Raw genomic sequence first — 25184 nt, forward strand, 5'->3', positions numbered from 1 at the left:
AACTACCTTCCTTTCTATTCTAACTATACTTTTGTTCTATTTCTGCTTGTTTTTCTTTTAACACCTCTTCTTTTTCATATGATTTAAAGAATGGAAGCCAAATCATAAAACTAACTGCAGTTAAGAATAAACATAAAATTACACCAGCAACACTTCCTGTCGCAAAATACGATTGTATATAGATTGGCAAATACCAAAGTTGAAATGGCTGATGTGGAATTGGAACTAATCCAATCATAAATACGAAGTAAGTAATCAAAGGCAATACAATTGAATTTAACCAAAGTGGAATCATTAATAATGGATTCCAAACTACTGGTGCTCCAAATACCACAGGTTCATTAATATTAAAAATTGAGGGAACTATTGTAACCTTACCAATTGCACTTAATCTCTTACTTTTTGAAAATATCATTAATATTACTAAAGTTAAAGTTGCACCTTGCCCACCAATATACATAATTCCATGGAATGACTCCATCAATGTAATATTGGTTGCCGCTTCACCAATAGCAACTGCAGCTGCGTTTGCTGCAATTCCATCCATCCAGATTGCCCAGACAATTGGAAACAAAATCCAAGTAAATCCAAATGAATATAAGAAACATGTAAGGAAACTAATCAATACAAATCCTGGCAATGTTTGTCCTATTGATGCGATTGGTTCAAATGCTGAACGAATTATTGCATAAATATCAAATTGATAGTTGTAGCATAATATTCCAAGTGTTAAACAAACTATTGCAGGAAGCATTGCATCAACCCAAGTAACTACAATATCAGGCATTGATGTTTCTTCTTTAAACAATGAGTGTTTTGATGCAAAACTAAATATAAATGATACAAATATTCCAACAAATACACTAACAATCATCCCACCTGTTCCTATCTTATCTTGAACAAATGATATCGTACCATCATTAAATTCAGGCATTACAATTAAGAAGAATACTGCCACACTGGTAACAGATGCAGATAATTTTAGCTTCTGATACGATTTTTTCTCCAATACTTTCAATGGAATTAGAAATGCAATAAAAATTGCAATAAGACCAAATGAGAATGTATTTAATAATGAAACATCAGGTACCCAATCCCAGAAATTTCTCATTACTCCAACAATTGATGAAATTGATCCTACCATAATCATTGGTAATACACTCATAATAGATTCTTGTATTGACGCTATGTAATGATTCTTACAAATATTATTCAATTTAGGAGCCAAACTATTGTTGACCCAGTTAAAGAATCCTTTTTTATTGTCTTGCTTTTCTTCGATAACTTTTTTATTATCCTTTGCATTAGTAGTAACCTTCTTCTTATCAGTACTACCATATTCATCCATTTTCTGAAGTGCACTTTCTAGTGCTGCCTCTCCATCCAAAGATCCATATATTTCTTTATCAATAAACATCACAGGTATTCCAAATCTTGAAATATCCCTTTCTATACCTTCTTTGTTATATGCAAGATGTGGACCAACCAAAAGAATGGAAGCATCACTAATATTTTCTAGCATTTCTGCGTCACTTCTTGCAATAATTTCAACTTCTAATCCTCTTTTTTTAGCAGCTTTACGCATACTTTGAGCCATAAAACCACTTGATGCCCCAGCACCACAAACTAATAAGATTTTCATTTTTCTCACCTCTTTTGTTGACACGCTTGCAAGTCTTGTCAACTCTAATATAAAAAAAGATTGGTCTATTTTCAAACCAACCTGTTTCCCCATGTAGTGAAATTATAGTGATAATCGCACATTATATAATAAATCTATTAACTCTGAATAGCTTTCACAATCAATTGCTTCATTCACGGTTTTCTCATCCAAGACTTCAATTAGTTCTTGAAACATCATTCTAAACAATGAAATTTCCTGTTTATTCACACAAAATAGAATAACAATATTAACTGACTTTCCAAACCAATCTATTTCTTTTTTATTAACCAAGATAACCATAGCGGTTCTTTTAGCAGACATTTCTAATGCATGAGGAATAGCAATTTTATCATATGCTGTACTTGATAACTTCTCTCTTTTTAGTACTTCATCAACAAAATTATATTCAACGCAGTTTTCTTCTACTAAGAACTGAGTTAAATAAAAAATAATATCAGTTGCATTTTGAAAATTCATATTACGTTTAATTAATTTTGAACTTGTTAATTCTTTAAACGTTTCTATAAAATTATCAGCTTGTTTTTTTCTTTGAACTTTCTCCACCATTGTCTTTACTTCTCTAATTTCATCTTTTGGTAATAATGGTGATAAAATCATACTTTCAACTTTCTTTCGAAGTTGAATTGGTAATTCAATGGTAGAAATAATCATTTCTATATTGGCTTCAGGTACTTGATCCACTTCAAAAATACCTACAATATTCATCTCACTAGAAAAATTCTCATCTATTTTTCTTATAAATAAATCACTGAAATCATAATATTTTGGGATAACCACTGCTACTTTTATTTTATTATGTTTTTGATTTTCCTCATCTAGGATTCCACCAAGATGTAGTGCAATATATGCTATTTCATCATCTGTAATTTTTATTTTCTTTATCTTATATAATTCATTTGCAATATGGACACCTAGTTCAAACATCATAGATGATTTTATTTTAATGTTATCAGTAAGTGGGTTCTTTTTAATATAACCTGTATCTACACGAATAAGTAGATTATGAATGTGCATTGTGAATTTAATATAAAAATCATGACTTCTCACATTTGCTGATAAAATAGGTTCAATACTATAAATCAGTTTCTTTGAAAGATTTATACAATCTCTACCTACAAATTCTTCTAAATCGTCTGACTCTACTGAACTGAAATTAATCTTTAAAATATAGCTCATTAGCATGGCTGTTAACTCTAAGAGTTCTGCTTCTGTATAAATGATATCAAACTCTTTTTCAAATTGTTTCGCAATGTATTTTGCTATTGAATATTCTTTTGATTCTTTTTGAGTAATTTCCTTAGACTTCTTCGTGTAACTGCTACTCTTTATTCTTCTTATACTTATAACAATGTCTAATATTAAGTTATACATTGAATATCCATTTACATAATAGTGGAATTTTTTACAACTTAAATCAATAATTTGTTTTATTGTATCAATTTGATATTCAGGAAATAGTAATTGTAAGTTATCTAAACTCTTTTCTTGATTTGTAATTTCTTTGGAATATAAGAAACTGATTACCCTCCTTATATCTTGTTCATCGCCTTCAATCGATAATTTATCGCCTTTCGTTTTAACTAGAACTTTGTAAATAGAAATAATATCATTGATCTTTTTTATATCTCTTTTTAGTGTTGTAAGACTAATATAATACTTCTCACATAGTTCATAAACGTCATATAGCGAAGTAGTTACATCTTCAACTAACAGTAAATCAGCCGCAATTTTCATGTGTCTATACTGCGTTTCTTCTAATGAATTTAAAAATGCATCTATATCACTTTCTTTATAGTTTTCATTTAATTTATATCCCTGTTTCAAAGAAATAATAAGATTTCGATCCAATAAATTAATCTCTGAAATATCATTTTTAATTGTGCGACTGCTAACATTAAATCTAGTTGCTAAGTCATTGGAAGATATTATCTGACCATCTTTTAAACTCATAACAATTGAATATTTACGATCCATATGATTACCTCAAGTCCTTTCCTTAATAATATAATATTTTTTTTAATAATCAACTGTCCATTTCTAAAAACTGAGAGAATAGTATCATAATAACAAAAGATAAGACTTCTGCTATTGAGAACTCTTATCTTTCATATAATTATTATTATTTTTCTTTTTTTAATTTTCTTCCAACAATCACAAGTAATGAGATAAATGCCAATCCAATATACATATTCAGATTTGTTGTATCTCCTGTGTTTGTTCCACTACCTGCAACTGAAGGATTTGAAGTTGTAGGTGTTGTTGGAGCCGTTGAAGGCTTCTTCTCATCAAGAGGTAATACAGTTACTTTAATTGTTGTTTCAAGTGTATATGCCTCCTCTGCTCTTGTAAGCGGAGTATACGTAGCGAAGAATGTTAAGTCATAAACTCCACCATTTGCTGGTGCATTTTGAATTTCCTTCAACATTGCTTCATCTACTGAAACATCTACTTGTGTACCTTTCTTTAATAACCAGGCTTCTGCTTCTGATAATGCAATCGCAGTTGATTTATCAACTCCTGCTGCATCTGCATTTTCAACTGTAAAGTCTTTGGCTGTAATCGCTAGGTTATCACCATCTGGTAATTCCACAACTGGAGGAGTACTTGTTCCTTCCACCGTAACTTTTACTGTCTTCTCTACAGTTACCTCAACCTCTTTACCATCAATCATTACCGTATCTGTCACATAGAATGTAAGGTCATAGATTCCACCTTCTGCTGGTGCATTATTAATTGCTTCCAGTTCTTTTGCATCCACTGTAATTTTAGAGGTAATATCTGAATATCCAATCAAGTTTCCATTTGCATCATATACATATTTATAAGCTGATACATTTCCAAATCCTGAAAGAATCGCGGTTTCTGCATCTAGTGATGCAGCATCTTCATTCTTTAAAGAGAATCCTTCAGCACCTAATACAATGTTACTTTTTTCTTTCATATACTTTGGATTTACTAATACAGGAACTTCAATCGATACACTATTTGTACCATTTGTTACACTAAATGTAAGATCGAAGATACCACCAGCAGTTAATGCATTTTGAATATTTGACAACTGTGTTGCATCAATTGTAATCTTGCTTGTAATATCTTGAATATCAGTTATAATTCCATCTTCATCATACGTAATACCATATGCAATTGTATATGCTTTGCTATTTGCTTCTGCATCATTTAATGCTATAGCTTCTTCATGTTCAAGAGTAAATCCTTTTGCATAAATAACAACGCTTTCGCTACTGTCACTTACACTGTCTAATGGTTTTACCAACACTTGTACTGTTTTGCTTTGAGTATTTTTTCCATCTTTAATTGTATAAGTTAAATCAAAAATTCCTCCTGCTGCACCAGCATTCTTAATTGCATCTAATTCTTTTTCATCAACAGTTATCTTGTCTGAGATATTAATATAATCACTAATTACATTGTTGATGTATTCTGTGCGATATGCGATTGAATTTCCTCTTGTATTTGCATCACCTTGATCTAATAGTGATGCTTCACTATTTTCTAGAATAAATCCAAATGCTGAGATTGATAAGTCTTCATCATTTATCGGATTCTTAGGTCTTACAAGTACACGTACTGTAGTTGAAACCACTTCGCTACCATCACTTACATAATATTCTAAATCGTATATTCCTCCAGTAAATGGTGCTCCTTGAATATCACTTATGTGAGTCGCATTTACTTCGATTGGTGTAAACTCAGCAATTGACGTAATGTCCCCATCACTATCTACTGTTATTTTATATGCGACAGGAAGTGCTAATGTACTTGCTTGTGTATCATCAAACCCTTTTGCATCTTCATAATTAATTGCGAATCCATTAGCACTGATGATCAATCTTCCATCTGGACTTTCATCACTATTAAGAGGTTTCACAAGTACTTCAACCGTTTTTGTCTTTGTATTGTTTCCATCCTTAATTGTATAAGTTAAATCAAAGATACCACCTTTTTCTCCTGCTTTATTAATCTTAGCTAAATCATCACTATTTACTGTTATCTTATCTGAGATATTAGTATAGCTACTTACTTCTCCATCTGTATAGACTGTTTTATATGCAATTGAGTTTCCTCTTGTATTTGCATCATCTTGATCTAATAAAGATGCTTCGCTATTTTCTAAAATAAATCCAAATGCAGTAATTGATAAATCCTCATCTTCTACTGAATCCTTTGGTCTTACAAGCACTTCCACTGTAATAGAAGCAACTTCACTTCCATCACTCACTGAGTACTCTAAATCATAAGTACCTCCAGTTTTTGGTGCTCCTTGGATATCACTAATATGTGTTGCATTTACACTAATTGGTGTTACTGTTTCGATATCTGTAATCTTACCTTGTGCATCTTTTGTGATTTTGTATGCAACAGGTAGTCCTAATGTAGTTGCCTGCGCATCATCAAATGCACTTGCATCTTCATAATTAATCGCAAAACCATTGGCAGTAATAATTAAACTTTCATCATCACTTTCTTCATAGTTTACTGGTTTTACAAATACTTTTACTGTAATTTCTGCATTTTTGCTATCTTTGGCAACCGAGTAAGTAAGATTGAATATTCCACCTTTTACTCCAACTGCATTTATTGCTTTTAATTGTGTATTGTCTACACTAATATCATCACGATTAATTGTTGCATAACCAATCTGCACAGTTGATTCATCAAATGTTTTAGTAAATGCTGTTGTATTTCCATTTACATCTGACTTTGCAGTTGTTGCTGTCAGATTTTTCGCAGCAGCATTTTCCAATACAAAGTAATCTGCATCGATTCCAATTATACCTGTTGGATCAGGTGTATAGGTATCGCTCTTAATAAGTACATCTACTGTTTTACTTCCGGTTTTACCATTTACATCTGTGGCAATATAAGTAACTGTATGAATACCAGTAACTGAGAAGTCACTACTTGGTCCACTGATTTCCGCTTTGATTGTATTCACTGCGTCCGTTGTAATTGCTGGTCCATTAATCGTTTGTATTGTTGCATCACCAACTGTCGGCTGTGCTTCTTTCCATGTTGCACTTGGGTTTCCCAATACATTTGTCATAATTGATGCATCACCTAATGTATATTCCTGTGGTGTTGCACTTACTGTTGGTGCTTCATGAACTTTTACCAAACGTTTTGCAGTTGTATAAGAACCTGTTGTTAGGTCTTTTACTTTATAAGTTACTTCATAGGTACCAGCCGTTTTATATTCATTATTATCAGTTACTGGAATACTTTGTGTCACTTCTGTATTTCCTAACAATCCTGTAACTAATGTAATTGTTTCACTACTTTCAGTAGCAGCTGTTATTCCATCTAGTAAGTTAACATTATCCCCTACATATTTTGTAAGATCTGATGTTGTTACTGTTGGTCCATAACTTACCACTGCTTTTACTAGTAAACTAGAACCGCTATCTACTGTAGGTACTGCTGTATCTTTAAGATCAGCAGGTAAAATCACATTGCCTATTTTCTTTTTAAGAGTACTACTGTCTACACTATATAGTTGCCATCCTAGATGAACCATTCCATCTGGTAAGTTTACAGTCGATGTAGTTGAGAATGTTTCTTGTGGGAATGTATTATTTACTAATGTTCCATCATATTCTATTTGAGAACCTGATATTGTTAGTTTTGCTTTTCCACTTAACGAAGTATCACCCATTACTCGATCTTCAAATTCATAATTAGTATCTAGTTTCGATATTAATCCAATACCAACATTTTCATAAGTTTCTGTATCGCCAGCCTTAATCACCATTCCTGTATACTTACCTTCAGAATGTGCTGCATTTGCAGTAACATTACTTCCTACAACTGTATCTGTACTAACTGTTGTTTTTGAGAAGTGATAATCTGTTGTATTTGTATTAATAACACTAATTGAGTATTCTCCTTCTTTCAATCGTTCTATTGAATAAGTCGAATCGCTACCAATTGCAAGTGTAGTTGTAGATATTTTTCCATCTTTTTCACTTAGATTGATTGTTAACTCACTGCCATTATATAGCGTATCACCTGTGTCATATTTACCATTTGCATTGTTGTCATAGAACACTAATCCACTTATTTCTCCTACTGATAAACTTCCTGCCAATACCGAACCTACTACCCAGGATTGTTTCATAGTTCCTAGAGGCTGTGCACTAGAATATGTCCGCCAATAGTTAACTTCATCTACTGGTGAATCAGTTGCTGCTTTTAATTCAAAACTAAAAGAACCACCATCTCCTGAATCAATCTGATTATTTGATACAAACTTTAGGAAAATAACACTATCCAATTTATCTGATACTTGAGTATATGTTTTCCATCCAGTTTCTGGTTCAAATGCTTCCCAACTTAATGAACCATCATTAGTACTTGTATTGATTGCGCCATCAGTTGCATAGAGCGTAGTAAATCCAGGTACTGTAATTTCTCCAGTTAAATTTACACTCCATGTAAAAGGAGAGGGTTCAGGCTTATTTATTGGATCTGATATTGCTTTGTTATTAAAGTAAGATCCATAATCTTTCCCAACTTTAGGAATTGGGAAATATATACTAGCTCTTTCAAAAGCACTTTGTGCATTATTATAGTAAGAAACCTCTACTTCTGCACTTTTCGTTCTTGAAAGACCTGCTATCGAGCTATCATTTCCATTATAAATATAATAGTCATCCCCTGAATCTTTTACTCGAATTCCTGAAGATACTTGAAGTTCTGACAATTTAATTACTGAAATTGTAACTGAATCATCAGGAACTAATAAATTATTGCCAGATGATGTTAATTCAAAATCATCATTGCGTATATAACGACTTGTGCCGTCATACCCAACAAAATCACCTTTACCTTCTATCATAACAAAATCTTGAAGTGGTAAGTTTGCTGTACCACGGTTAGTAGGAGATACAATTAAATCAAATGAAACATTAAAAGGGTTTACTGTACTGTAACTTCCAGTCCCACCTTTCCATAGTCTACCAATTACTGCAGAATATTCTTTATTAAATTCATATTTATAAATTAGAGAACCATCATCTGCTGTTATTTTTCCAGTCATAGTAATTAAATCGTTTACATCCCCTAGATAATCAAAGCTTACACTATTTTCATCTAATGAAAATCCTGTTGGAACACGAATATAAATTGTAGGATCCTGAAGAAAGTCATCAGTTACAATTTTTGATCGATTATAAGAATCACTTGACATTGTATAAGTAAGAGATACAGGGATTTTATCTCCTGGATAATATGCAGTTTCAAATGCATTTGTTTTTACACCCCCAACACTAGAATATCTTTCACTAGTGGTTTCTGTTATTGCAGCTGATGTAACACCATCTACTGTTAGTTTATTAATTCCTCCACTACCGTTTAAAATAACTCCATAAGCTGCACAACCATACATCTTAGTTGCCCATTCTGTTCCTCTGCCTGTGTTTGCTGCAATCTTATCAATTTCTCCTGTTACTTTTATAATATAATCGTTTTCTTCTAGCCCCAATATATCAGCATCTATAATCGCACCCTCTCCTGCACTTCCCGTAACCTTCATATCTGCAATAGATATACCTGTTGGATGATTCGTTGTATAAACTGTTACATCTGTTATTGCTGTATCTTTAATCATGCCAAATCTTACAATTTTAACGCCTAAACCATCTGTGAATTCCCATTCAAATTCAGCATTTTCATTATCAACAAAAGCTGGATTCTCAATAGAATGATTACCTAAATATTGATATCCATCATAACCATTTGCATAGTAATCATATGTTTTTTGATTATACCCCGTTAGTTTTAGTGGTTGATTCTTATTTACTAGGGTTACTACTTGGCTACGATTTTTATCTACAATATAATTATCAGTTCCGATAAACTTAAATGCAGTTGTTGCATTAAAAACTACTGACTTTTTCTTTCCATCACTCAATCCATAAAAATCTCCATCTAACTTAAACGTGGGTTGATAAATCGTACCTGCACCACCACCTGTCTGGAATTTTTTATAGGTTACTATAATTACTCTATTTGTTTCATCATGTACAAAAGTTGCACCAGTAGCTTCTATAAAAGCTGATGTAGGAGAAGACATGCCTGTAAATATTGCTCCTTCAGGATATGTATATGTCATAACTACTTCATCAAAGACCATATTTACTCTATGTACACCATAATTATATATTTGAAGACTATTTGAGAATGCAGGAATTACTGTAGAATAATTATCATCATCAATATATGTTGTCGTTGTTCCACTACCTGCTGCATTTAAAGTTGTTACTGTCTGCTTCACATTTGCTTTTACGCTTTCTTCTAGTGTCTCACTTCCAGATACCATCTCTACTTTCAAATCATTTAACAGTTGCCCAGTAGATATACCAACACTTGTAGTTCCTAATACATCTGAATACAATGTTCTAGTATCTTCAAAAGTACTCAACTTCGTATCTATACCCAACCGTATCGTTAATACAACTACATCAGCTTCGGAATTAAATTCATATTTAATTTTCCCACTTTTCTTAGAGTCAGTAAACGCTGTATTATTATTACTCATATACCCAGTTAATTGTTCACTGCCAAACACTCCACCATTTTGTGAGGTAAGAGTGCTACTTTTCATTACTTGTTGTACTTCATCAGTAGTTGTTAATATAACTTCTCCATTTTGTGAAGTAGTTCCAGTTTTTGCTGAATAACCAACAATCCTATAACCATCCGGTATATCTACATATATTTCTCTTGTTTTTGTAATCCCTTTTTCTGAAAAAACAGAAGTTATTTCTATTTTTTCCTCATCATAATAATTCCAATCAAGTTGAGCAGTATCGCTCCAATCTATGTTGCTTCCACTATCCCTCATAAACTCAACAGTTAAATTATCACCACTTGAATTCGAAACTGCTCGTGTTTGTTTTTCTTCTTTTTTAGTTTCAAACTGAGTTACTGTTACTTCTTTTTCATATACTAGTACTTCCTCTTCCTCAGAACTATTATCAACATAGTTGATTTTAAATGTATATGTTCCATTCTTATCAACTACATATGATGGATTCACTGCTATATCCATCATTGCACCTTCTGGATTTTCGATACTTTGAATTGAATAATTTTCATTAATATTATCTATATCTAAAGTAATTGTCGCCTGTGTCTTTTCATCATTTAATGTTACTGTTTCACTAACATCAAATTCTTCACTTGCCAATAAATCGACTGAGTTTACTAACGTACCAATACTTGTTAAAGATATTAGTAGTGCTAAACTCACTTTCCACAATTTGCTCATTTTAAAATTTTTCATTTTGCCCTCCTTCAAATTGCTTATTAAACCTTTCTACTTTTCTTTCTTATTTGATACATACAAATAATAAGAATGATTCCTCCCATGATAATTAAGAAGTAATATAAGTAAGATGATGATGTCTGCTCTGGTAAATCCATTTCTAAATCGGTATAAATCAGATTTCCATTTTCATCAATCATCACATACTGCTCTCCATCTTCACTTCGAAGGAAATTATCTACACTATCTTCACTATTCGCTTTCACCTCTTTACTAGATACTGCTATTTCTAGTAATTGTTGTACCTGCACTTCACTTAGTGGTATTACAACTACTTCATTTTCCTCTGTGTTTGCATAATAATTGTTTTGTTTATCTTTATAGATTGCATAAAGATGAACATTACTTTTAATATTTGTAAGTTTTCCATACCACATCACAAACTCCAAACCTTCTTTTGTTGGCGGAGTAATGTAAGTCGCATCATTTCCATATGCGACTTCTTTTGTATCATATAGTTGTTCATCAACATAATAATGAATCTTATATGCTTTTGGTTCATAGATTGCATAATAGATTTCATTTTCACTTATTTCATGGGTTTTAAAGAACTCTCCAGAGCCATCTTTCTTCGTATTATATCCAGTAATTTCATAGCCAATTGGATAATATACAAGAGATGGAATTTCTTCATTTTCTTTCAATAAATACTTTTGAATAAGTGTTTCATTAATCCCATAAAAAGATGCAGTATAGTAATTTGTGTTTTCTTTTTCATAACTACTTTTATAGTCATAATAGAAGTCATGTGAGGCTTCTTCGTCAACTGCATCTATAAGTACTGCTACTGTTATTCTGGATGATGTAGGATCGATGATAACTTCATATTCCAATGTTATAGAATCCTTAATAAATATCTCTTCGGTTTTACTTTCAATTGAAATCCCATTCATTTTTGGGATTGTAACTTTAATATTTTTTGGTGAATCTTCATTTATAAGAGTGACCACTAGTTTTGCTTTTTGTTTTTCTTTCATTGAAGAAAAGTCATATCCTTTATGAATTTCTTTATAAACTCCATCTTCATCGAGATGAAGTTGAACTTCACATTTGATACCTAATTGTTCCTGTGCAGTTGTGGTATCTGCGAATACTGTTATACCAAGTATTATGCTAAGTAATAAAAGTACTTTCTTCATAGTGCACTTTCTTTCCACAGTTTACTGATATCTAATTGGTAAGTACTCTCATTACCAAATTCATCATATAAAACGATCTTCACTTCGCCCTCAAAGTCGTATGTTATACTCATTGATTTATCAAGACTTAACTTTTCATCTTGATATTCAATGTAACTTTTCTCATAATCAATATCATTATGGTGATCATTTACATTTAAGGTTAGAATGTTACCATCATAATCTGCATTCATTAATTCTGGTCCTTCTTTATCAATTGTGTCTATTGAGAATGTTTTTTCACTATCACTAGTTTGAACCTTATAACTTCCATTATTATTGGCATAGAATGTAAGAGTAGTTCCATCAACTTCAAAATAGACTGGTTCATCTTCATAATAAACATCAAGTGAATCATTACTTGGACTTCTGCTCATTTCAACACTTACAGCAACTGGCTGATTGGTAGGTTCTTCACTATATGTTAATTGTTCAATTGTTAATGAACTTGGTGTTGATTGAGAGATGCCTACCGCTCCAACCGCAATCATACCTACTGCACCTACTGCAACTAACTTTAAAATCTTGCTTGATTTAGGATTTTTAGGTACTGTATCTTCAACAACACTTTGTGCAAGAAGTTCTTTATTGAAATCTGCTTGCATCGTATTTTGTGAGTACAAATATTCCAGACCTTTCGCAATAATTGGAATACTTCCAAACGAAAAATATTTTTCTGGAGTAATCCCATGTTTTTGAAGTTCTGGTATCATATAATCTTTCACTTTTCTCAATCTTCGTTTGATAATCGTATCTGAGACCTCTAAGATGTCTGCAATTTCTCTGATTTTAAGTTCTTCAAAGTATCGCAATTTCGCAACCGCAAATAAATCAGGTGGTAGTTGAGTGAATCGCTCACCTATGATTTCCACTAATTCTTTCTTGTCGTAATCTTCACTCGCACCTTCCAATTGCTTATCATCTTCACCCATGGCTACAGTATCTTCGTAGCTTACTAATGTATATGATTTTCTTCGATTCATATTAAGTGCTGTATTATAAGTAATAGAAAAAATCCATGAATGGAATTTACTTAAATCCTCTAACTGATGTACTTTATGATATACCTTAAGAAAGGTCTCTTGGACTACCTCTTCAGCATCTGCAGTATTTTTTGTGATTGATACTGCAAAATAATATACAGAATCTTTATAGATTTTATATATAAAAGAGAATGCTTCTAGATCGCCCTCTAAAAATTGCTCTACATATGGTAGCACAGCTTCTCTGTTCCTAATATCCATATTTACCTCCGCCTTCTATACCTTTCTCATAAGTAAGACACTGTCTTAAATAAAAAAGGGAACACTCTTTAGTCGTAAATTTATGTAATTTAGTTCATTATTATGAAAAGTATTTCTAAATTCGTGTTAAAGCCTTATTTTTTATTCTTTATAAACAAAAAAATAAGCAACCATATTCAGTTACTTATCTCTAATCTTTATTTGTTTTCTTTTTTATAATTCTCAATCGACTCTTCCAATATTTTAATTGATTCATCAATTGTAAGCCATCCTTCTACACTTGTTTCCTTGTGTTGAAGGGCTTTGTAATTAGAAAAGAAATTATCAATTTCTTTTAGATAGTGCGGTGATAAATCATCCAATGTTTTGATGTAATCATAACGTGGATCACCCACATTTACCGCAAGTATCTTTTTATCACCTTCACCAGTATCAATCATATCCATACCACCAATGATTCTTGCTTTGATATAGCAACCAGGAAATGTAGGATATGTGGTAAATACTAAGATATCTAAAGGATCTCCATCATCACCTAGCGTACCTTCAATAAAACCATACTCTGCAGGATAGAAACTCGCTGAATACAGTACTCTATCTAATACTATCTTTCCAGTTTTCTGATTTACTTCATACTTATTCTGACTTCCCATTGGAATCTCAATTCGTGCCTCTACTATTCGTTCCATAACTTCCTCCTATAATATACTCAAATAATAGCACAGCAAGCATAAAATATAGACTACAACGATTGGAATTAAATTTAGGTGTCATTGATTTTATTAGCTATTTGAGGTATCCTAATAGGTATGCAAGGAGGGTTTTATAATAATGAAAACAGTAGTAAATTTCAGAGATTTAGGTGGAATCACCACAAGTACAGGTAAAACAGTGAAAGCAAATCGAATTCTCCGTTCAGGTGAATTAGTAGACTTAGCAAATGAAGACAAACTTAAGTTAATTGATAATTATGGACTTAAGAGTATTGTGGATTTTCGTTCAAGCAAAGAAATTGATGAACGTCCAGATGATTGTTTAGAAAATACTAAGTATTACCATATTGATATCATGAAAGACGTTGAAAACAATGCCAGTAAATCATACTTTGAGGATAATGAAGAATATCATCCTGATGAAATGATGAAGGATGTATACAAAACAATTATTCTTGATGATACAGCAAATCAAGGGTACCGCAGTTTTATTGATGTATTACTTAACCAAAAAGAAGGTTCAACAATTTTCCATTGTTTTGCAGGAAAAGACCGTACAGGGCTTGGTGCTGCAATTATCCTAACAATCTTAGGAGCAAACAAAGAAGATATCATAAGTGATTATTTAGAAACAAATGTTCCTCGTAAAGAAGCGAATGATAAAATGCTGGAGGAAAAAAGAAACCAGGGAGCAAGTGAACAAGAACTTGAATACTTTAATTTATTTATGAGTGTAAAAACGGATTATTTGGAAACTGCTTTTGAAACAGCAAATGAAAAATATGGTTCTTTCTTGGATTACATTATTAATGGAATCGGAGTAAGTAAAAACGAAATAGAAACACTACAAGAAATGTATTTGGTATAACATGTTTGACGAACTTCTACAGCAGTTTGATTTCATGCATATTCTAATTCGTTTAATTATGTCCATGATATTAGGAGCATCGATTGGATTTGACCGTTCCAAGAAAGGTAGTCCAGCAGGACTAAAAACTCATTCACTTGTTTGTATTGGATCAACGCTAGTTATGCTTACCAGTGAGTACTGTTTCATAAACTATGAACTTGGCGATATTACTAGATTACCTGCACAAGTAATTAGTGGAATTGGATTTCTTGGTGCTGGTATGATTTTGGTTACTGGTAATGATCGAATCAAAGGTCTTACTTCAGCAGCTAGTATCTGGTTTAGTGCTTGTATTGGATTAGCTGTTGGTATTGGTTTCTATTCAGGTGCAGTAGCTGCAACTGTATTAGAAATTATTGTATTAAAATTATTAAGTAAACACATCTCTCCACAAGCAAAATATACAACGATCGATATGTATCTAGAATATACTTCTGAATTTGATTTAAGCAGTATGATTCTTCTTATGAAAGATAATCATATCGAATTAGTAAATGAAGACAATAATTTACTTAAGAATTTACAGGTAAAAGAAAATACTTACTCTACTTTGTTATCAGTACAGATGTTAGGAAAAATAGATACTGAAGAGATAGTAGAATTATTGGAAAGTGTTCATGGAGTTAATAAGGTTTATGATATCAATTAAAGAAGTTGTCCAATATGACAACTTCTTTTTTACTATTTATTTAATTTAATATTCATCAGTTCAATTTTAGCATTTTTTGTATCTAGAGTTGTTATATATGGAATTGCTTTGACTAATTGTTCATCTGTAAAATTCCACCATTTAAGTTCTTTTAAGAAAGTAATATCTTCATCAGAAAACCTTTTTCTAATCACTTTTGCAGGATTCCCTCCTACAATGGTATATGGTTCAACAACTTTAGCAACAACACTATATGCCCCAATAATTGCTCCATCACCAATGGTAACCCCAGGCATAATTTTCGCATCTCTACCAATCCAGACATCATTTCCAATAATCGTGTCTCCTTTAACAGGCATATCTTCTTTTGTCATTCCATTCATAGCAGCCCAATTCCTACTAATTGTGCAGAATGGATAAGATGAGAATGAATCAATACTGTGATTTGCAGCAGCCATAATAAACTGTACACCATTGGCAATACTACAGAATTTACCAATATGTAATTCCCCATGACCCTTTGTATTATATAAGATATGATTTTGTTCATAATCTTCAAATGTATCATTTGCTAAATCATAAAAAGTGAAATCTCCTATAAATACATTTTCTGCCTTGATTGCATTCTTTAAGTATATCCTTTTTGGATTTTGTTCATCATATAGTTCTTCAATAATTTCAAATTCATGTGCTTTCATAATAACCTCCAACTTAATTCTATGATTATTATTACGTATGTATATTAAAGAGATGTGAATAAATTGTTAAAAAGATATTAAACTTAATTTCTTTTATAAATTATCTAAAAATACTACAATCTCTCTTTCAGGAATCATTTCCAGCATTTCTAATTCTCTTTGATCCAAGTATCCAATAAGATTTCGATCTCCATCATTTTCAATTGGGAAAAGAACAACCTGTACTTCTCCAGCATAATGCTTATAATTATCATTTACCATAACTACACTACCTCGATCAAGCATCTTCTTATTGTAACTTCTTGGTTTTATTTCCTTATCTTGATACAAGAATCTAGGCATGCGAGATCGCCATATCCACTCGGAACTATCTCCAACATCTGAATGTGGAAAGAAATCAAAAAGAATTGCTTTTTCAATATCTGAAATTCCATCACAAAGATTCACTCTGATTTTCCGTTGAGGATAGAATGAATCATCACTGGCACCATACATCTTTTTCATTTTTACGATTGGATATTTTTCTTCGTCTGGTTCAATTACAGTGAATACCTCTTGAATCATTTTGAATTCATCTTCTGTAGCATATGCATTTCCAATTAAAACATCATCAATACTGTTTGTCTGCAACAATTCTCTAAGTTGCAAATCAATTGGTTGACCTCGATGTCTTTCAACTGTACATAATCCTCTCTCTGCTCTCCATACTCCATGTGTATCTTTTGCATTTGAACTTATGAAAGCTCCAACTCTCACACCTAGTTCTTTGAGCGATTTACTTACTTCTTTGAATTTTGACCATTTCATTCCAGTATATCTTTGTGGATAAAAATTATGACATACTAAAATATTGTTAGGGTTAGCACCTTGATTGATCATTTCTTTCAATGTTTCCACAGGAATAATCGATGCATTAAATTCAATAAGAATACCATAAGGATTTTGAACTAATTGCATATCTTTTTCTAATCCAAAACTAATATCCATTCGTAAAACATCTACATTAATATCTTTAAATATAGATAAATCATTTGGACTGGCACCCAGTCTTTCTAAACATTCAGGATTTACATCTAGCGATACTTCAATACCTACTTCATGTGCTGCATCAATTAAGTCTCTAAAATAACTTAATACTTCTTCGTTTGTCCCATCAACGTTAAACATACTTGAGAAAACACGAGTACATCCATAGGTAGACGCAAGTTTTAAATAATCTTTGATTTCTTCTAATGGTCGTAAATCCGGGTATACTGATACTCCTAATCTGTTCATAAAAACACTCACCTTTCTAATAAAAAAGAATTGAGTCAATTCTTTTTATAGTATCTTCTTATATAATTCAATAATTTCTTCAGCTATTATCTTGAAACTTTCTGCACTCATCATTTGGTCTTCTGCATGAACCAGCAATAAGTCGAAGTCAAGTTTTTCATTATTTGCTTGTTTTGTCAGTAACTGCATATGAGCCTGATGTCCACCAACAAAGAGTTCTTCACCCTCACTTAATAAACGTTGTGCTTCTTCAAAGTCACCTTTCTTTGCTTCCTGAATCGCATTAATGTAATTGCTTCTAGCACTACCTACAGCAGAAATAATCTGAAAACTAATTAATTCTAAATCATTCATTCTAAATACCCATTAACGCTTTTGCCTGATCAATTACTTTTTTACCATCTAACATGCCATATGCCTGCATATCAATACTAGCAATTGGTTTATCTGGCAATGTCTTTTTGACTGCATTTAATTGATAACTTATTTGGGGTCCTAATAGAATACAATCTGCATCCACCCCAACCTTTGATGCTTCACTAACTGGATAAGCATTAACAGTACACTCAAATCCAGCCTGTTGTGCATAGTCTCTCATTTTTTTCATGAGTGCACTTGTGGATAGCCCCATATTACATAGTAGCACTATATTTTTCATAATATATTACCTCCATCTGTTTTAATAACTTCTTTATACCAGTCAAAGGATTTCTTTTTATAACGATTGAATGTTCCATTACCTTGATCATCTACATCCACATAAATATAGCCATATCGTTTACTCATTTCACCTGATGAACAACTAACTAAATCTATACAACCCCATGATAAGTAACCCATTGTTTCAACACCATCGTCCATTGCTTCTTTGATAGCTTCTATGTGTTGTTTCAAATAATCAATTCGATAATCATCATTGATGGTACCATCTTCATTAATTTCATCTTTTGCACCTAAACCATTCTCTACTAAGAATAGTGGTTTTTCATATCGATCATATAGATTATTCATTAGTATACGAAGACCTGTAGGATCGGTCGTCCAACCCCATTCACTTTTCTTAAGATAAGGATTATCAAACCCAGTAACCATATTTCCTATAGATGCTCCTTCTCCTTGGGCTTTCGCAGTCATTGTTGAATAATAACTGAAAGCTAAGAAATCACAGGTATTTTCACTAAGTAATTCTAAATCTCCATCTTGTATATCGACTGTAATATTATTCTCTTCATAGAATCGTTTTGTGTATGCTGGATAATGACCACGCATCATTACGTCTGCAAAGAAGTAATGTCTTCTATTTTCATATAACGATTGCCATTCATCTGCGGGATCACAGGTTGCTGCATAAATTAATTGTCCTGCCAACATCATTCCCATTTGGCCATCTGGAATAATTTCATGACAAAGTTTTGTTGCGATAGCTGCTGCAACTAACATATTATGTGCAGCATTATATGTTGATTGAAAATAGTCAGGAGAACTTCTAAATACTGGCATTGAGGCTCCTAATATTCCCATAAATGTCATTGAATTAATTTCATTAAAATTCAACCATAACTTTACTTTATCTTTGTATCTTTCAAAAATCGTTTTACAATACTTTTCGAAGTATGGAATCATTTCTCTATTCTTCCATCCTCCATACTTATCTGCTAAATATAATGGCGTATCATAATGAACAATTGTAACAACAGGTTCAATATTATACTTTTTCATTTCATCAAATAAATCATCATAGAACTGAAGACCTTTTTCATTTGGTGCATTTTCATCACCTCTAGGGTAAATGCGTGTCCATGCGATACTAACGCGAAGGGCCTTAAATCCCATTTCTGCAAACAACGCAATATCTTCTTTATAGCGATGATAGAAATCAATTGCATTGTGACTTGGATAATAATTATTATCCAAGTCAATGTCTTTTCCAAAACTTGCAAATCGTTCCATGTATGGACCACTAATCATAGTATCTACTGTGCTGGGAAGTTTTCCATCATCTAGGTATGCACCTTCTGCCTGGCTGGCAGAAATTGCACCTCCCCACAGAAAATCTTTCGGAAAGAGTTTATTCATTATGCTACTCCTGCTTCACTTTGAACTGTATCTACAGTTTCATTTTCAACTTCTTCTGCGTTTTCTTGTTCTATTGCGTATGCTTTTTTATCAATAATTCTAAAGAATGGGTAGTAAGCTGCAATATTAATTGCTAGTAGTACAAGTCCCCATACAAGACCGCTCCAGTGACTGTTTGTTAATGCCATCTGAATTGGACCTGGAATCATATTATTGATGGTAGCCCCTGTAGGCATTGCCAATAGTCCAATATTATTCATAAATACAGTTAGTAATAAATTAATTGGTTGTAATAAAACAAATGGAATTGCCATTACAAAGTTCATTACTAATGGTGTACCAAATACAATTGGTTCTGAAATATTAAATAATGATGTTGGTAAAGATAGTTTACCCAATAGTTTATATTGTTTTGATTTACTGCGGAATAACATAATAATTGTTAATGCGATGATACTGAAATCCGCTAGTACTGTAACCCAAGCCCATTCTGGATTTGGTGCTTCCACTCCTTGAGCAAATGCTGAAATATTTTCTGTAAGTACCGTTCTGTAAATAACTGCAAATGCCGAATAAGCAACCATTCCACCATGAATACCAAATACCCAAAGTAGTTTTGATACTGTTAAATAAACCAGTGCTCCAGCTAATCCTCCACCTACTGCAATTAATGGCTGTTGAAGAATCGTGTAAATAAATGCTTGTGCTGTTTCATAACTTGTAATGCTGAATCCCCATCTGATTGCTAAGAATACAACAAATACTAAACCACCTGGAATCATCATCTCAAACATTTTTGCTACATTCTCTGGTACTGTGTCTGGCATTTTAATTTTCCATCCACGATCCAAGAAGAACACATACAATCTTGAAGCTCCTAATCCAGCAATGATAGCTAAGAAGATTCCTCTAGCACCAATTGATGAAATAGGAATTACATTCTCTACAAATTGAGTTATAATTTCTCCTGTTTCACTTTGAATCATTTGTGTTTCACTAAATGGTGTCAACAACATAAATGCTCCAAGTGAGATAACTGCTGCTCCAAAAGCGTCTTTTCCGAATTCCTTCGCTAATGTATATCCCATTGCTAATACAACATACACTGCCATAAGGTCAGATGTAATCGATACTGGAATTGATAATATAGCTTTTAATCCACTGTCTGTTAAAAAACTTTGCCAGATATCAATTGGTAAAGAATTTACCAATGTAAATAATGATCCAGCGATACTAACAGCTGCAATACTCATAAATGCATTTGTCAGAATTTTCAGATACTTATTTTGAGTAAAACCAAGTATCTTCTCTAAAATTTTATTCATATGCTTCTACCTCCTGTTTACACTTAAATCTTACAGGATGAAAATAATTGATTCATTATCATGATTTTCAACTGAGTTTGGAATTCTGTGCTAATGAAAGCAATAGATGTATACAATTCTGATTGTTAGAAGCACAACTAAAACGGCTCCATAACGAATCGGCATGTCCAAAATATTATGTGCGATTGAATTACCTACTGTATGATTCTTTATCTTTATATTTCTCATAACATAAATAATCATCATTGTAAGTATAGAAACGATAAATAAAATCATGTAGTTCATTACATTAAAATCCAATAGGGGAATAAATCCTGTTCTTATAAATACTAAACCACCATCAATTACTCTAATTGAATCAACGGATAAGACAAAGGTAGAACTCAATAAGAATAATGCTGCATAAGAAATGTAATTACTCCCTACAAATACTCCATACTCATAACCTATAGCAAATGCTAAATAGAAATGAAGCATTTTTACACTAATATAAATGAGTGGTTCTACTACCGTAAAATTAAAACCATAAAAAAGAATCGAAGACAATACACCTAATAATATCATTGGAACACAACGAATAATCGCATTCCAAAATATATCAACGACTATTTTAACTGATAAAGCTTCTTGATGTGTTTCCTTAATATCATTCTTCCTGACTTTATTCATTTCTTTATAAATATGCTTCACATTACCAAATACTAAATCTTGTTCCTCTAGATAAAGAACTGGTATATTTCTTTTTCCTGCATCTTCTTCAAGTGATTTAGCAATAAATCTTGCTTGAGGTGCAATAATTATAATATCGGAGTGAGATAAAGCATCTACATAAAAATTAATTCGACATGCTATAAATGTATCATTAAATTCATTTTCGGTAGCATACTTACTTAACTTCTTAGCTAGTATATCTGTAGTGATTCCTGATGTACAAACCAATGTCACTTTCATCCTACTCACCACCTTTGATAATTTCTATAAACTTATCTAATGATGTATCGCTTATCAATGCATTTACTTTATTAATATCACTTACAATCGATGTGATTAAGTCACTAATCTCATTTAGAATTAACAAGTCTTCATTTGGAAGTGCCATTAAAATAACTAATTGAACTTCTCCAAATTTCCATTTTATTGGTTTCTTTAAACTTATAAAACTTAATATAACTCGATAACCCTGATAATTAAATGGATGTGGTATTGCTACTAGATTACCTACTTCAGTGGAACTACTATCTTCTCTCTGCATTACCTGATTATAAAAATCTTCATCAACATCATCATAAACTGATACTATATTGTTACATAAAAACTCTAATACTTCTTCTTTACTAGATAGTTTAACATCTTTAAAAAATAACTTAATATTGAGCATTGTTGATAGTTCTTCCAATAGAGTTAATGATTGAATTGCTTTATCTACCTTTGCAGCACTTCGCTCATTAAAAATCATATCAATTATTATAATTGATATATCAGTTTTTATATTTAATGGAATTGTAGTTAAAATACATAACGTGTTTGAAAAGTCATAATCCTCTAACATAAACGAAGATAATAAAACTAGGTTCTCTGGTTTAAAATGATAGCGATCAATTAACCTATGCTGTAATAACTTTGCTGTTCCTCTTCCAGAAGAACATACAACTACAATTTGTTTATCAATGACAGGTTTCTTTCTTTTATCTAAAGCAACAGCAAAATGTAAAGCAAGATATGCTATCTCATCTTCATTCGACTTTAAACCATACTTATCTTGAATAACAGTTGATGCACATAATGCTAATTCATATCCTTTGGACATTTCACGCTTGATATCAGTTAGGTTTGGATTCTCCTGTTTTAAACCAAACTTCAATCTTGATAACAATGGTTGAATATGAAGTGCTAATGCTGTTTTCAGTTCTTGATCATTATTAAAATCAATGTTTTCTTTCTGCTTAATATATTCTAAGATATCATCAATACATGCAAATATATCCTCGGAAATGGTTTGCCCTATTAAAATTCTTTTCCCTAACAGATGCATAATAATATAATGTTCTTCACTATTTGGTATATGTATATCAAACTCATTTTCAAATTTTTGGACAATTTCTTTTGCTGCTTGTTTTTCCTTTTCGATATTATCTTGATTATCACTAAATGTCTGTTTTTCCATTACATTGTCAGATTTTATTCGATTAATTGCAATTACACAATGTTGAACTAAATTATAGAAATTAATATCATTTAGGATTAAATCATATTTCTTAATTGTATCAAACAATATCTTTTGAATCTTAATAGTCATTTCTTCATTATTATTTTGTTTTGAACTCTTTACTTCATGAGCATAACAAATCCGTTTATTTACTTCACTACCTTTAAGTTTTATTCCATACTTGGGTTTCTTAGAAATTGTTAAATCATATTTTGCGACAATCTCTTTCACCACTGGCATTAATCGATCCAGTGTTGCTCTGCTTACAAATAATTCATCTGCAATATCTTCTATTCGGATATAGTCTTCATTTTCCACTAATCTTCCAATCATGTAATTGATTCGATTCTCAACTTCATCACTTGCTATATGTTCCTTTAAAAAGAAATTATAAAAGTCATTTTCATTTTGAATGTTTATACTATAACCTTTCGTCAAATGATAACTAATTGAGAATCCATATTCTTCACAGTTACTTTGATTTATGTTGATTAAATTCTTAATTGTTTTTGAAGATAACTGCATCTTTGATGATAATTCTTTAACTGTAACTGAATGATCAGTTTCATACAAAAGTTGTATTATTTGAATCCATCTTTTATCCATAAATTTCTACCCCATTAGTTTCACTTGATATTACTTATAATCATTATTCTTTATTTTCTTATTATCCCTCATATATCTTTATTATACAAAAAAGTTGTATTTCCACAATACAACTCTTTGTCATTTACTTAATTTTACTACTTTATAATGCACCAACAATTTTGTGTGGTTCGTACAATTCTTCTAAATAATTTATTTCTTCTTCACTTAGTTTTACATCAATTGCAGCAACTGCATCTTCAATATGAGATATCTTTGTACCCCCAATAATTGGAGCTACAACTGGTTGTTTATGTAATAACCAAGCAAGGGCAATGTGTACTCTTTTTACACCTTTCTTCTCAGCTAGTTCTGCTACTCTTTCCACAATCTTACGGTCTTGTTCTTCTGTACTATCATACTTTTGTTTTGCTGTTTCATCACTTTCAAAGCGATATGTTGTAGCATCCCAATCACGTGTTAATCTTCCTGCAGCAAGTGGACTATATGGAGTTAGAGCTACTTTCATATCATTACATAATGGAAGCAATTCTCTCTCATCCTCACGATAAATCATGTTGTAGTGATTTTGCATTGATACAAACTTTGTCCAACCATTCTTTTCAGCTACATATTGTGCTTTTTGAAATTGCCATGCATACATTGCGCTTGCACCAATATAACGTACTTTTCCTAATTTCACTAAATCATGCAAAGCTTCCATTGTTTCTTCAATTGGAGTATTGTAGTCCCAGCGATGAATAATATATAAATCAATATAATCCATTCCTAGTCGCTCTAAACTTTTTTCCACTTCATGGAAGATTGCTTTTCTAGATAACCCATAACTATTTGGTCCTTTATGCATTGGCATAAAGACCTTTGTAGCGATAACAACTTCTTCACGATTTGCATAATCTCTAATTGCTCTACCTAGTATTTCTTCACTTGATCCATCTGAATAAATATTAGCTGTATCAAAAAAGTTAATTCCTTCATCTAACGCTTTTTTAATAACAACACGACTCTTTTCTTCATCTAAGACCCACTTATGAAATCCTTCTGTTACTTGGCCAAATCCCATGCATCCCAAACATACTCTGGAAACATCTAATCCTGTATTTCCTAATTTTACATATTCCATTTTTATTTTTCCTTTCAGTTTTGATCCAAATTCATATTCATTTAGTTTTATAAATCTATTTCTATCGTCATTATATATGCTGGAGTTCACTCCAAGTCAATAGTTTATTTTTAAAAATATCTATATACAAAAAAACCAACGAATCATTTAG

General features: G+C 31.8%; 17 protein-coding genes. 2 read left to right on the top strand and 15 right to left on the bottom strand.

Annotated elements, in window-relative coordinates:
* Positions 1-19 precede the first annotated feature (19 nt).
* From J2S15_RS19005 to J2S15_RS19030, 6 genes are all read right to left on the bottom strand, one after another.
* Positions 20-1642, bottom strand: a complete 1623-nt coding sequence (locus tag J2S15_RS19005) for a PTS transporter subunit EIIC (RefSeq protein ID WP_307411611.1) — start codon at positions 1640-1642, stop codon at positions 20-22.
* Positions 1643-1744: 102 nt separating this feature from the next.
* Positions 1745-3658: a BglG family transcription antiterminator gene (locus J2S15_RS19010; RefSeq protein ID WP_307411614.1), complete on the bottom strand. Its 1914-nt coding sequence runs from the start codon at positions 3656-3658 to the stop codon at positions 1745-1747.
* Between the two features lie 145 nt (positions 3659-3803).
* Positions 3804-10988 carry an SdrD B-like domain-containing protein gene (locus J2S15_RS19015; RefSeq protein ID WP_307411616.1) on the bottom strand — a complete coding sequence of 2395 codons (7185 nt, stop codon included), beginning with the start codon at positions 10986-10988 and terminating at the stop codon, positions 3804-3806.
* A gap of 23 nt (positions 10989-11011) precedes the next feature.
* On the bottom strand, positions 11012-12169 hold the full coding sequence (locus J2S15_RS19020; RefSeq protein ID WP_307411619.1) for a hypothetical protein: 1158 nt from the start codon (positions 12167-12169) through the stop codon (positions 11012-11014).
* Entirely contained in the window at positions 12166-13452 is a 1287-nt protein-coding gene (locus J2S15_RS19025; RefSeq protein ID WP_307411622.1) for an RNA polymerase sigma factor, read from the bottom strand. The genes J2S15_RS19020 and J2S15_RS19025 overlap by 4 nt, the downstream gene beginning before the upstream one ends.
* Before the next feature lie 197 nt (positions 13453-13649).
* Entirely contained in the window at positions 13650-14141 is a 492-nt protein-coding gene (locus J2S15_RS19030) for an inorganic diphosphatase (RefSeq protein WP_307411625.1), read from the bottom strand.
* 142 nt (positions 14142-14283) lie between these two features.
* Here J2S15_RS19030 and J2S15_RS19035 point away from each other — a divergent pair, with 142 nt between their 5' ends.
* Positions 14284-15033, top strand: coding sequence for a tyrosine-protein phosphatase (locus J2S15_RS19035; protein WP_307411628.1), 750 nt, complete (start codon positions 14284-14286; stop codon positions 15031-15033).
* A 1-nt stretch (position 15034) separates the two neighbouring features.
* Positions 15035-15724 (top strand): MgtC/SapB family protein, encoded by a 690-nt coding sequence (locus tag J2S15_RS19040; RefSeq protein WP_307411630.1) that lies wholly within the window; start codon positions 15035-15037, stop codon positions 15722-15724.
* Between the two features lie 32 nt (positions 15725-15756).
* Here J2S15_RS19040 and J2S15_RS19045 read toward each other — a convergent pair whose 3' ends face one another.
* The 9 genes from J2S15_RS19045 to J2S15_RS19085 form a co-directional block, all read right to left on the bottom strand.
* Positions 15757-16422, bottom strand: a complete 666-nt coding sequence (locus J2S15_RS19045; protein ID WP_307411633.1) for a CatB-related O-acetyltransferase — start codon at positions 16420-16422, stop codon at positions 15757-15759.
* 93 nt (positions 16423-16515) lie between these two features.
* Positions 16516-17697: a MupG family TIM beta-alpha barrel fold protein gene (locus J2S15_RS19050; RefSeq protein ID WP_307411636.1), complete on the bottom strand. Its 1182-nt coding sequence runs from the start codon at positions 17695-17697 to the stop codon at positions 16516-16518.
* 45 nt (positions 17698-17742) lie between these two features.
* Positions 17743-18051 (bottom strand): PTS sugar transporter subunit IIA, encoded by a 309-nt coding sequence (locus tag J2S15_RS19055; RefSeq protein WP_307411639.1) that lies wholly within the window; start codon positions 18049-18051, stop codon positions 17743-17745.
* Between the two features lies 1 nt (position 18052).
* The gene (locus J2S15_RS19060) at positions 18053-18355 is read right to left on the bottom strand and encodes a PTS sugar transporter subunit IIB (protein WP_307411643.1); all 303 of its coding nucleotides are present in this window, start codon (positions 18353-18355) and stop codon (positions 18053-18055) included.
* Positions 18352-19773 carry a 6-phospho-beta-glucosidase gene (gene ascB, locus J2S15_RS19065; protein WP_307411646.1) on the bottom strand — a complete coding sequence of 474 codons (1422 nt, stop codon included), beginning with the start codon at positions 19771-19773 and terminating at the stop codon, positions 18352-18354. The genes J2S15_RS19060 and ascB overlap by 4 nt, the downstream gene beginning before the upstream one ends.
* Positions 19773-21098: a PTS sugar transporter subunit IIC gene (locus J2S15_RS19070; RefSeq protein ID WP_307411648.1), complete on the bottom strand. Its 1326-nt coding sequence runs from the start codon at positions 21096-21098 to the stop codon at positions 19773-19775. Before J2S15_RS19070 ends, ascB begins: the two co-directional genes overlap by 1 nt.
* Before the next feature lie 90 nt (positions 21099-21188).
* The gene (locus J2S15_RS19075) at positions 21189-22049 is read right to left on the bottom strand and encodes a PTS sugar transporter subunit IIB (protein ID WP_307411649.1); all 861 of its coding nucleotides are present in this window, start codon (positions 22047-22049) and stop codon (positions 21189-21191) included.
* Position 22050: 1 nt separating this feature from the next.
* The gene (locus tag J2S15_RS19080; protein WP_307411652.1) at positions 22051-23910 is read right to left on the bottom strand and encodes a BglG family transcription antiterminator; all 1860 of its coding nucleotides are present in this window, start codon (positions 23908-23910) and stop codon (positions 22051-22053) included.
* A 142-nt stretch (positions 23911-24052) separates the two neighbouring features.
* Positions 24053-25033: an aldo/keto reductase gene (locus J2S15_RS19085; RefSeq protein ID WP_307411655.1), complete on the bottom strand. Its 981-nt coding sequence runs from the start codon at positions 25031-25033 to the stop codon at positions 24053-24055.
* Positions 25034-25184 lie beyond the last annotated feature (151 nt).

Origin of the sequence: Breznakia pachnodae, from assembly GCF_030814225.1 — a bacterium.
GTDB lineage: Bacteria > Bacillota_I > Bacilli_A > Erysipelotrichales > Erysipelotrichaceae > Breznakia > Breznakia pachnodae.

What these genes read in the sequence shown, in the direction of transcription:
- J2S15_RS19005 (WP_307411611.1), bottom strand. Translation starts at nt 1,642, where the DNA reads ATGAAAATCTTATTAGTTTGTGGTGCTGGGGCATCAAGTGGTTTTATG.
- J2S15_RS19010 (WP_307411614.1), bottom strand. Translation starts at nt 3,658, where the DNA reads ATGGATCGTAAATATTCAATTGTTATGAGTTTAAAAGATGGTCAGATA.
- J2S15_RS19015 (WP_307411616.1), bottom strand. Translation starts at nt 10,988, where the DNA reads ATGAAAAATTTTAAAATGAGCAAATTGTGGAAAGTGAGTTTAGCACTA.
- J2S15_RS19020 (WP_307411619.1), bottom strand. Translation starts at nt 12,169, where the DNA reads ATGAAGAAAGTACTTTTATTACTTAGCATAATACTTGGTATAACAGTA.
- J2S15_RS19025 (WP_307411622.1), bottom strand. Translation starts at nt 13,452, where the DNA reads ATGGATATTAGGAACAGAGAAGCTGTGCTACCATATGTAGAGCAATTT.
- J2S15_RS19030 (WP_307411625.1), bottom strand. Translation starts at nt 14,141, where the DNA reads ATGGAACGAATAGTAGAGGCACGAATTGAGATTCCAATGGGAAGTCAG.
- J2S15_RS19035 (WP_307411628.1), top strand. Translation starts at nt 14,284, where the DNA reads ATGAAAACAGTAGTAAATTTCAGAGATTTAGGTGGAATCACCACAAGT.
- J2S15_RS19040 (WP_307411630.1), top strand. Translation starts at nt 15,035, where the DNA reads ATGTTTGACGAACTTCTACAGCAGTTTGATTTCATGCATATTCTAATT.
- J2S15_RS19045 (WP_307411633.1), bottom strand. Translation starts at nt 16,422, where the DNA reads ATGAAAGCACATGAATTTGAAATTATTGAAGAACTATATGATGAACAA.
- J2S15_RS19050 (WP_307411636.1), bottom strand. Translation starts at nt 17,697, where the DNA reads ATGAACAGATTAGGAGTATCAGTATACCCGGATTTACGACCATTAGAA.
- J2S15_RS19055 (WP_307411639.1), bottom strand. Translation starts at nt 18,051, where the DNA reads ATGAATGATTTAGAATTAATTAGTTTTCAGATTATTTCTGCTGTAGGT.
- J2S15_RS19060 (WP_307411643.1), bottom strand. Translation starts at nt 18,355, where the DNA reads ATGAAAAATATAGTGCTACTATGTAATATGGGGCTATCCACAAGTGCA.
- ascB (WP_307411646.1), bottom strand. Translation starts at nt 19,773, where the DNA reads ATGAATAAACTCTTTCCGAAAGATTTTCTGTGGGGAGGTGCAATTTCT.
- J2S15_RS19070 (WP_307411648.1), bottom strand. Translation starts at nt 21,098, where the DNA reads ATGAATAAAATTTTAGAGAAGATACTTGGTTTTACTCAAAATAAGTAT.
- J2S15_RS19075 (WP_307411649.1), bottom strand. Translation starts at nt 22,049, where the DNA reads ATGAAAGTGACATTGGTTTGTACATCAGGAATCACTACAGATATACTA.
- J2S15_RS19080 (WP_307411652.1), bottom strand. Translation starts at nt 23,910, where the DNA reads ATGGATAAAAGATGGATTCAAATAATACAACTTTTGTATGAAACTGAT.
- J2S15_RS19085 (WP_307411655.1), bottom strand. Translation starts at nt 25,033, where the DNA reads ATGGAATATGTAAAATTAGGAAATACAGGATTAGATGTTTCCAGAGTA.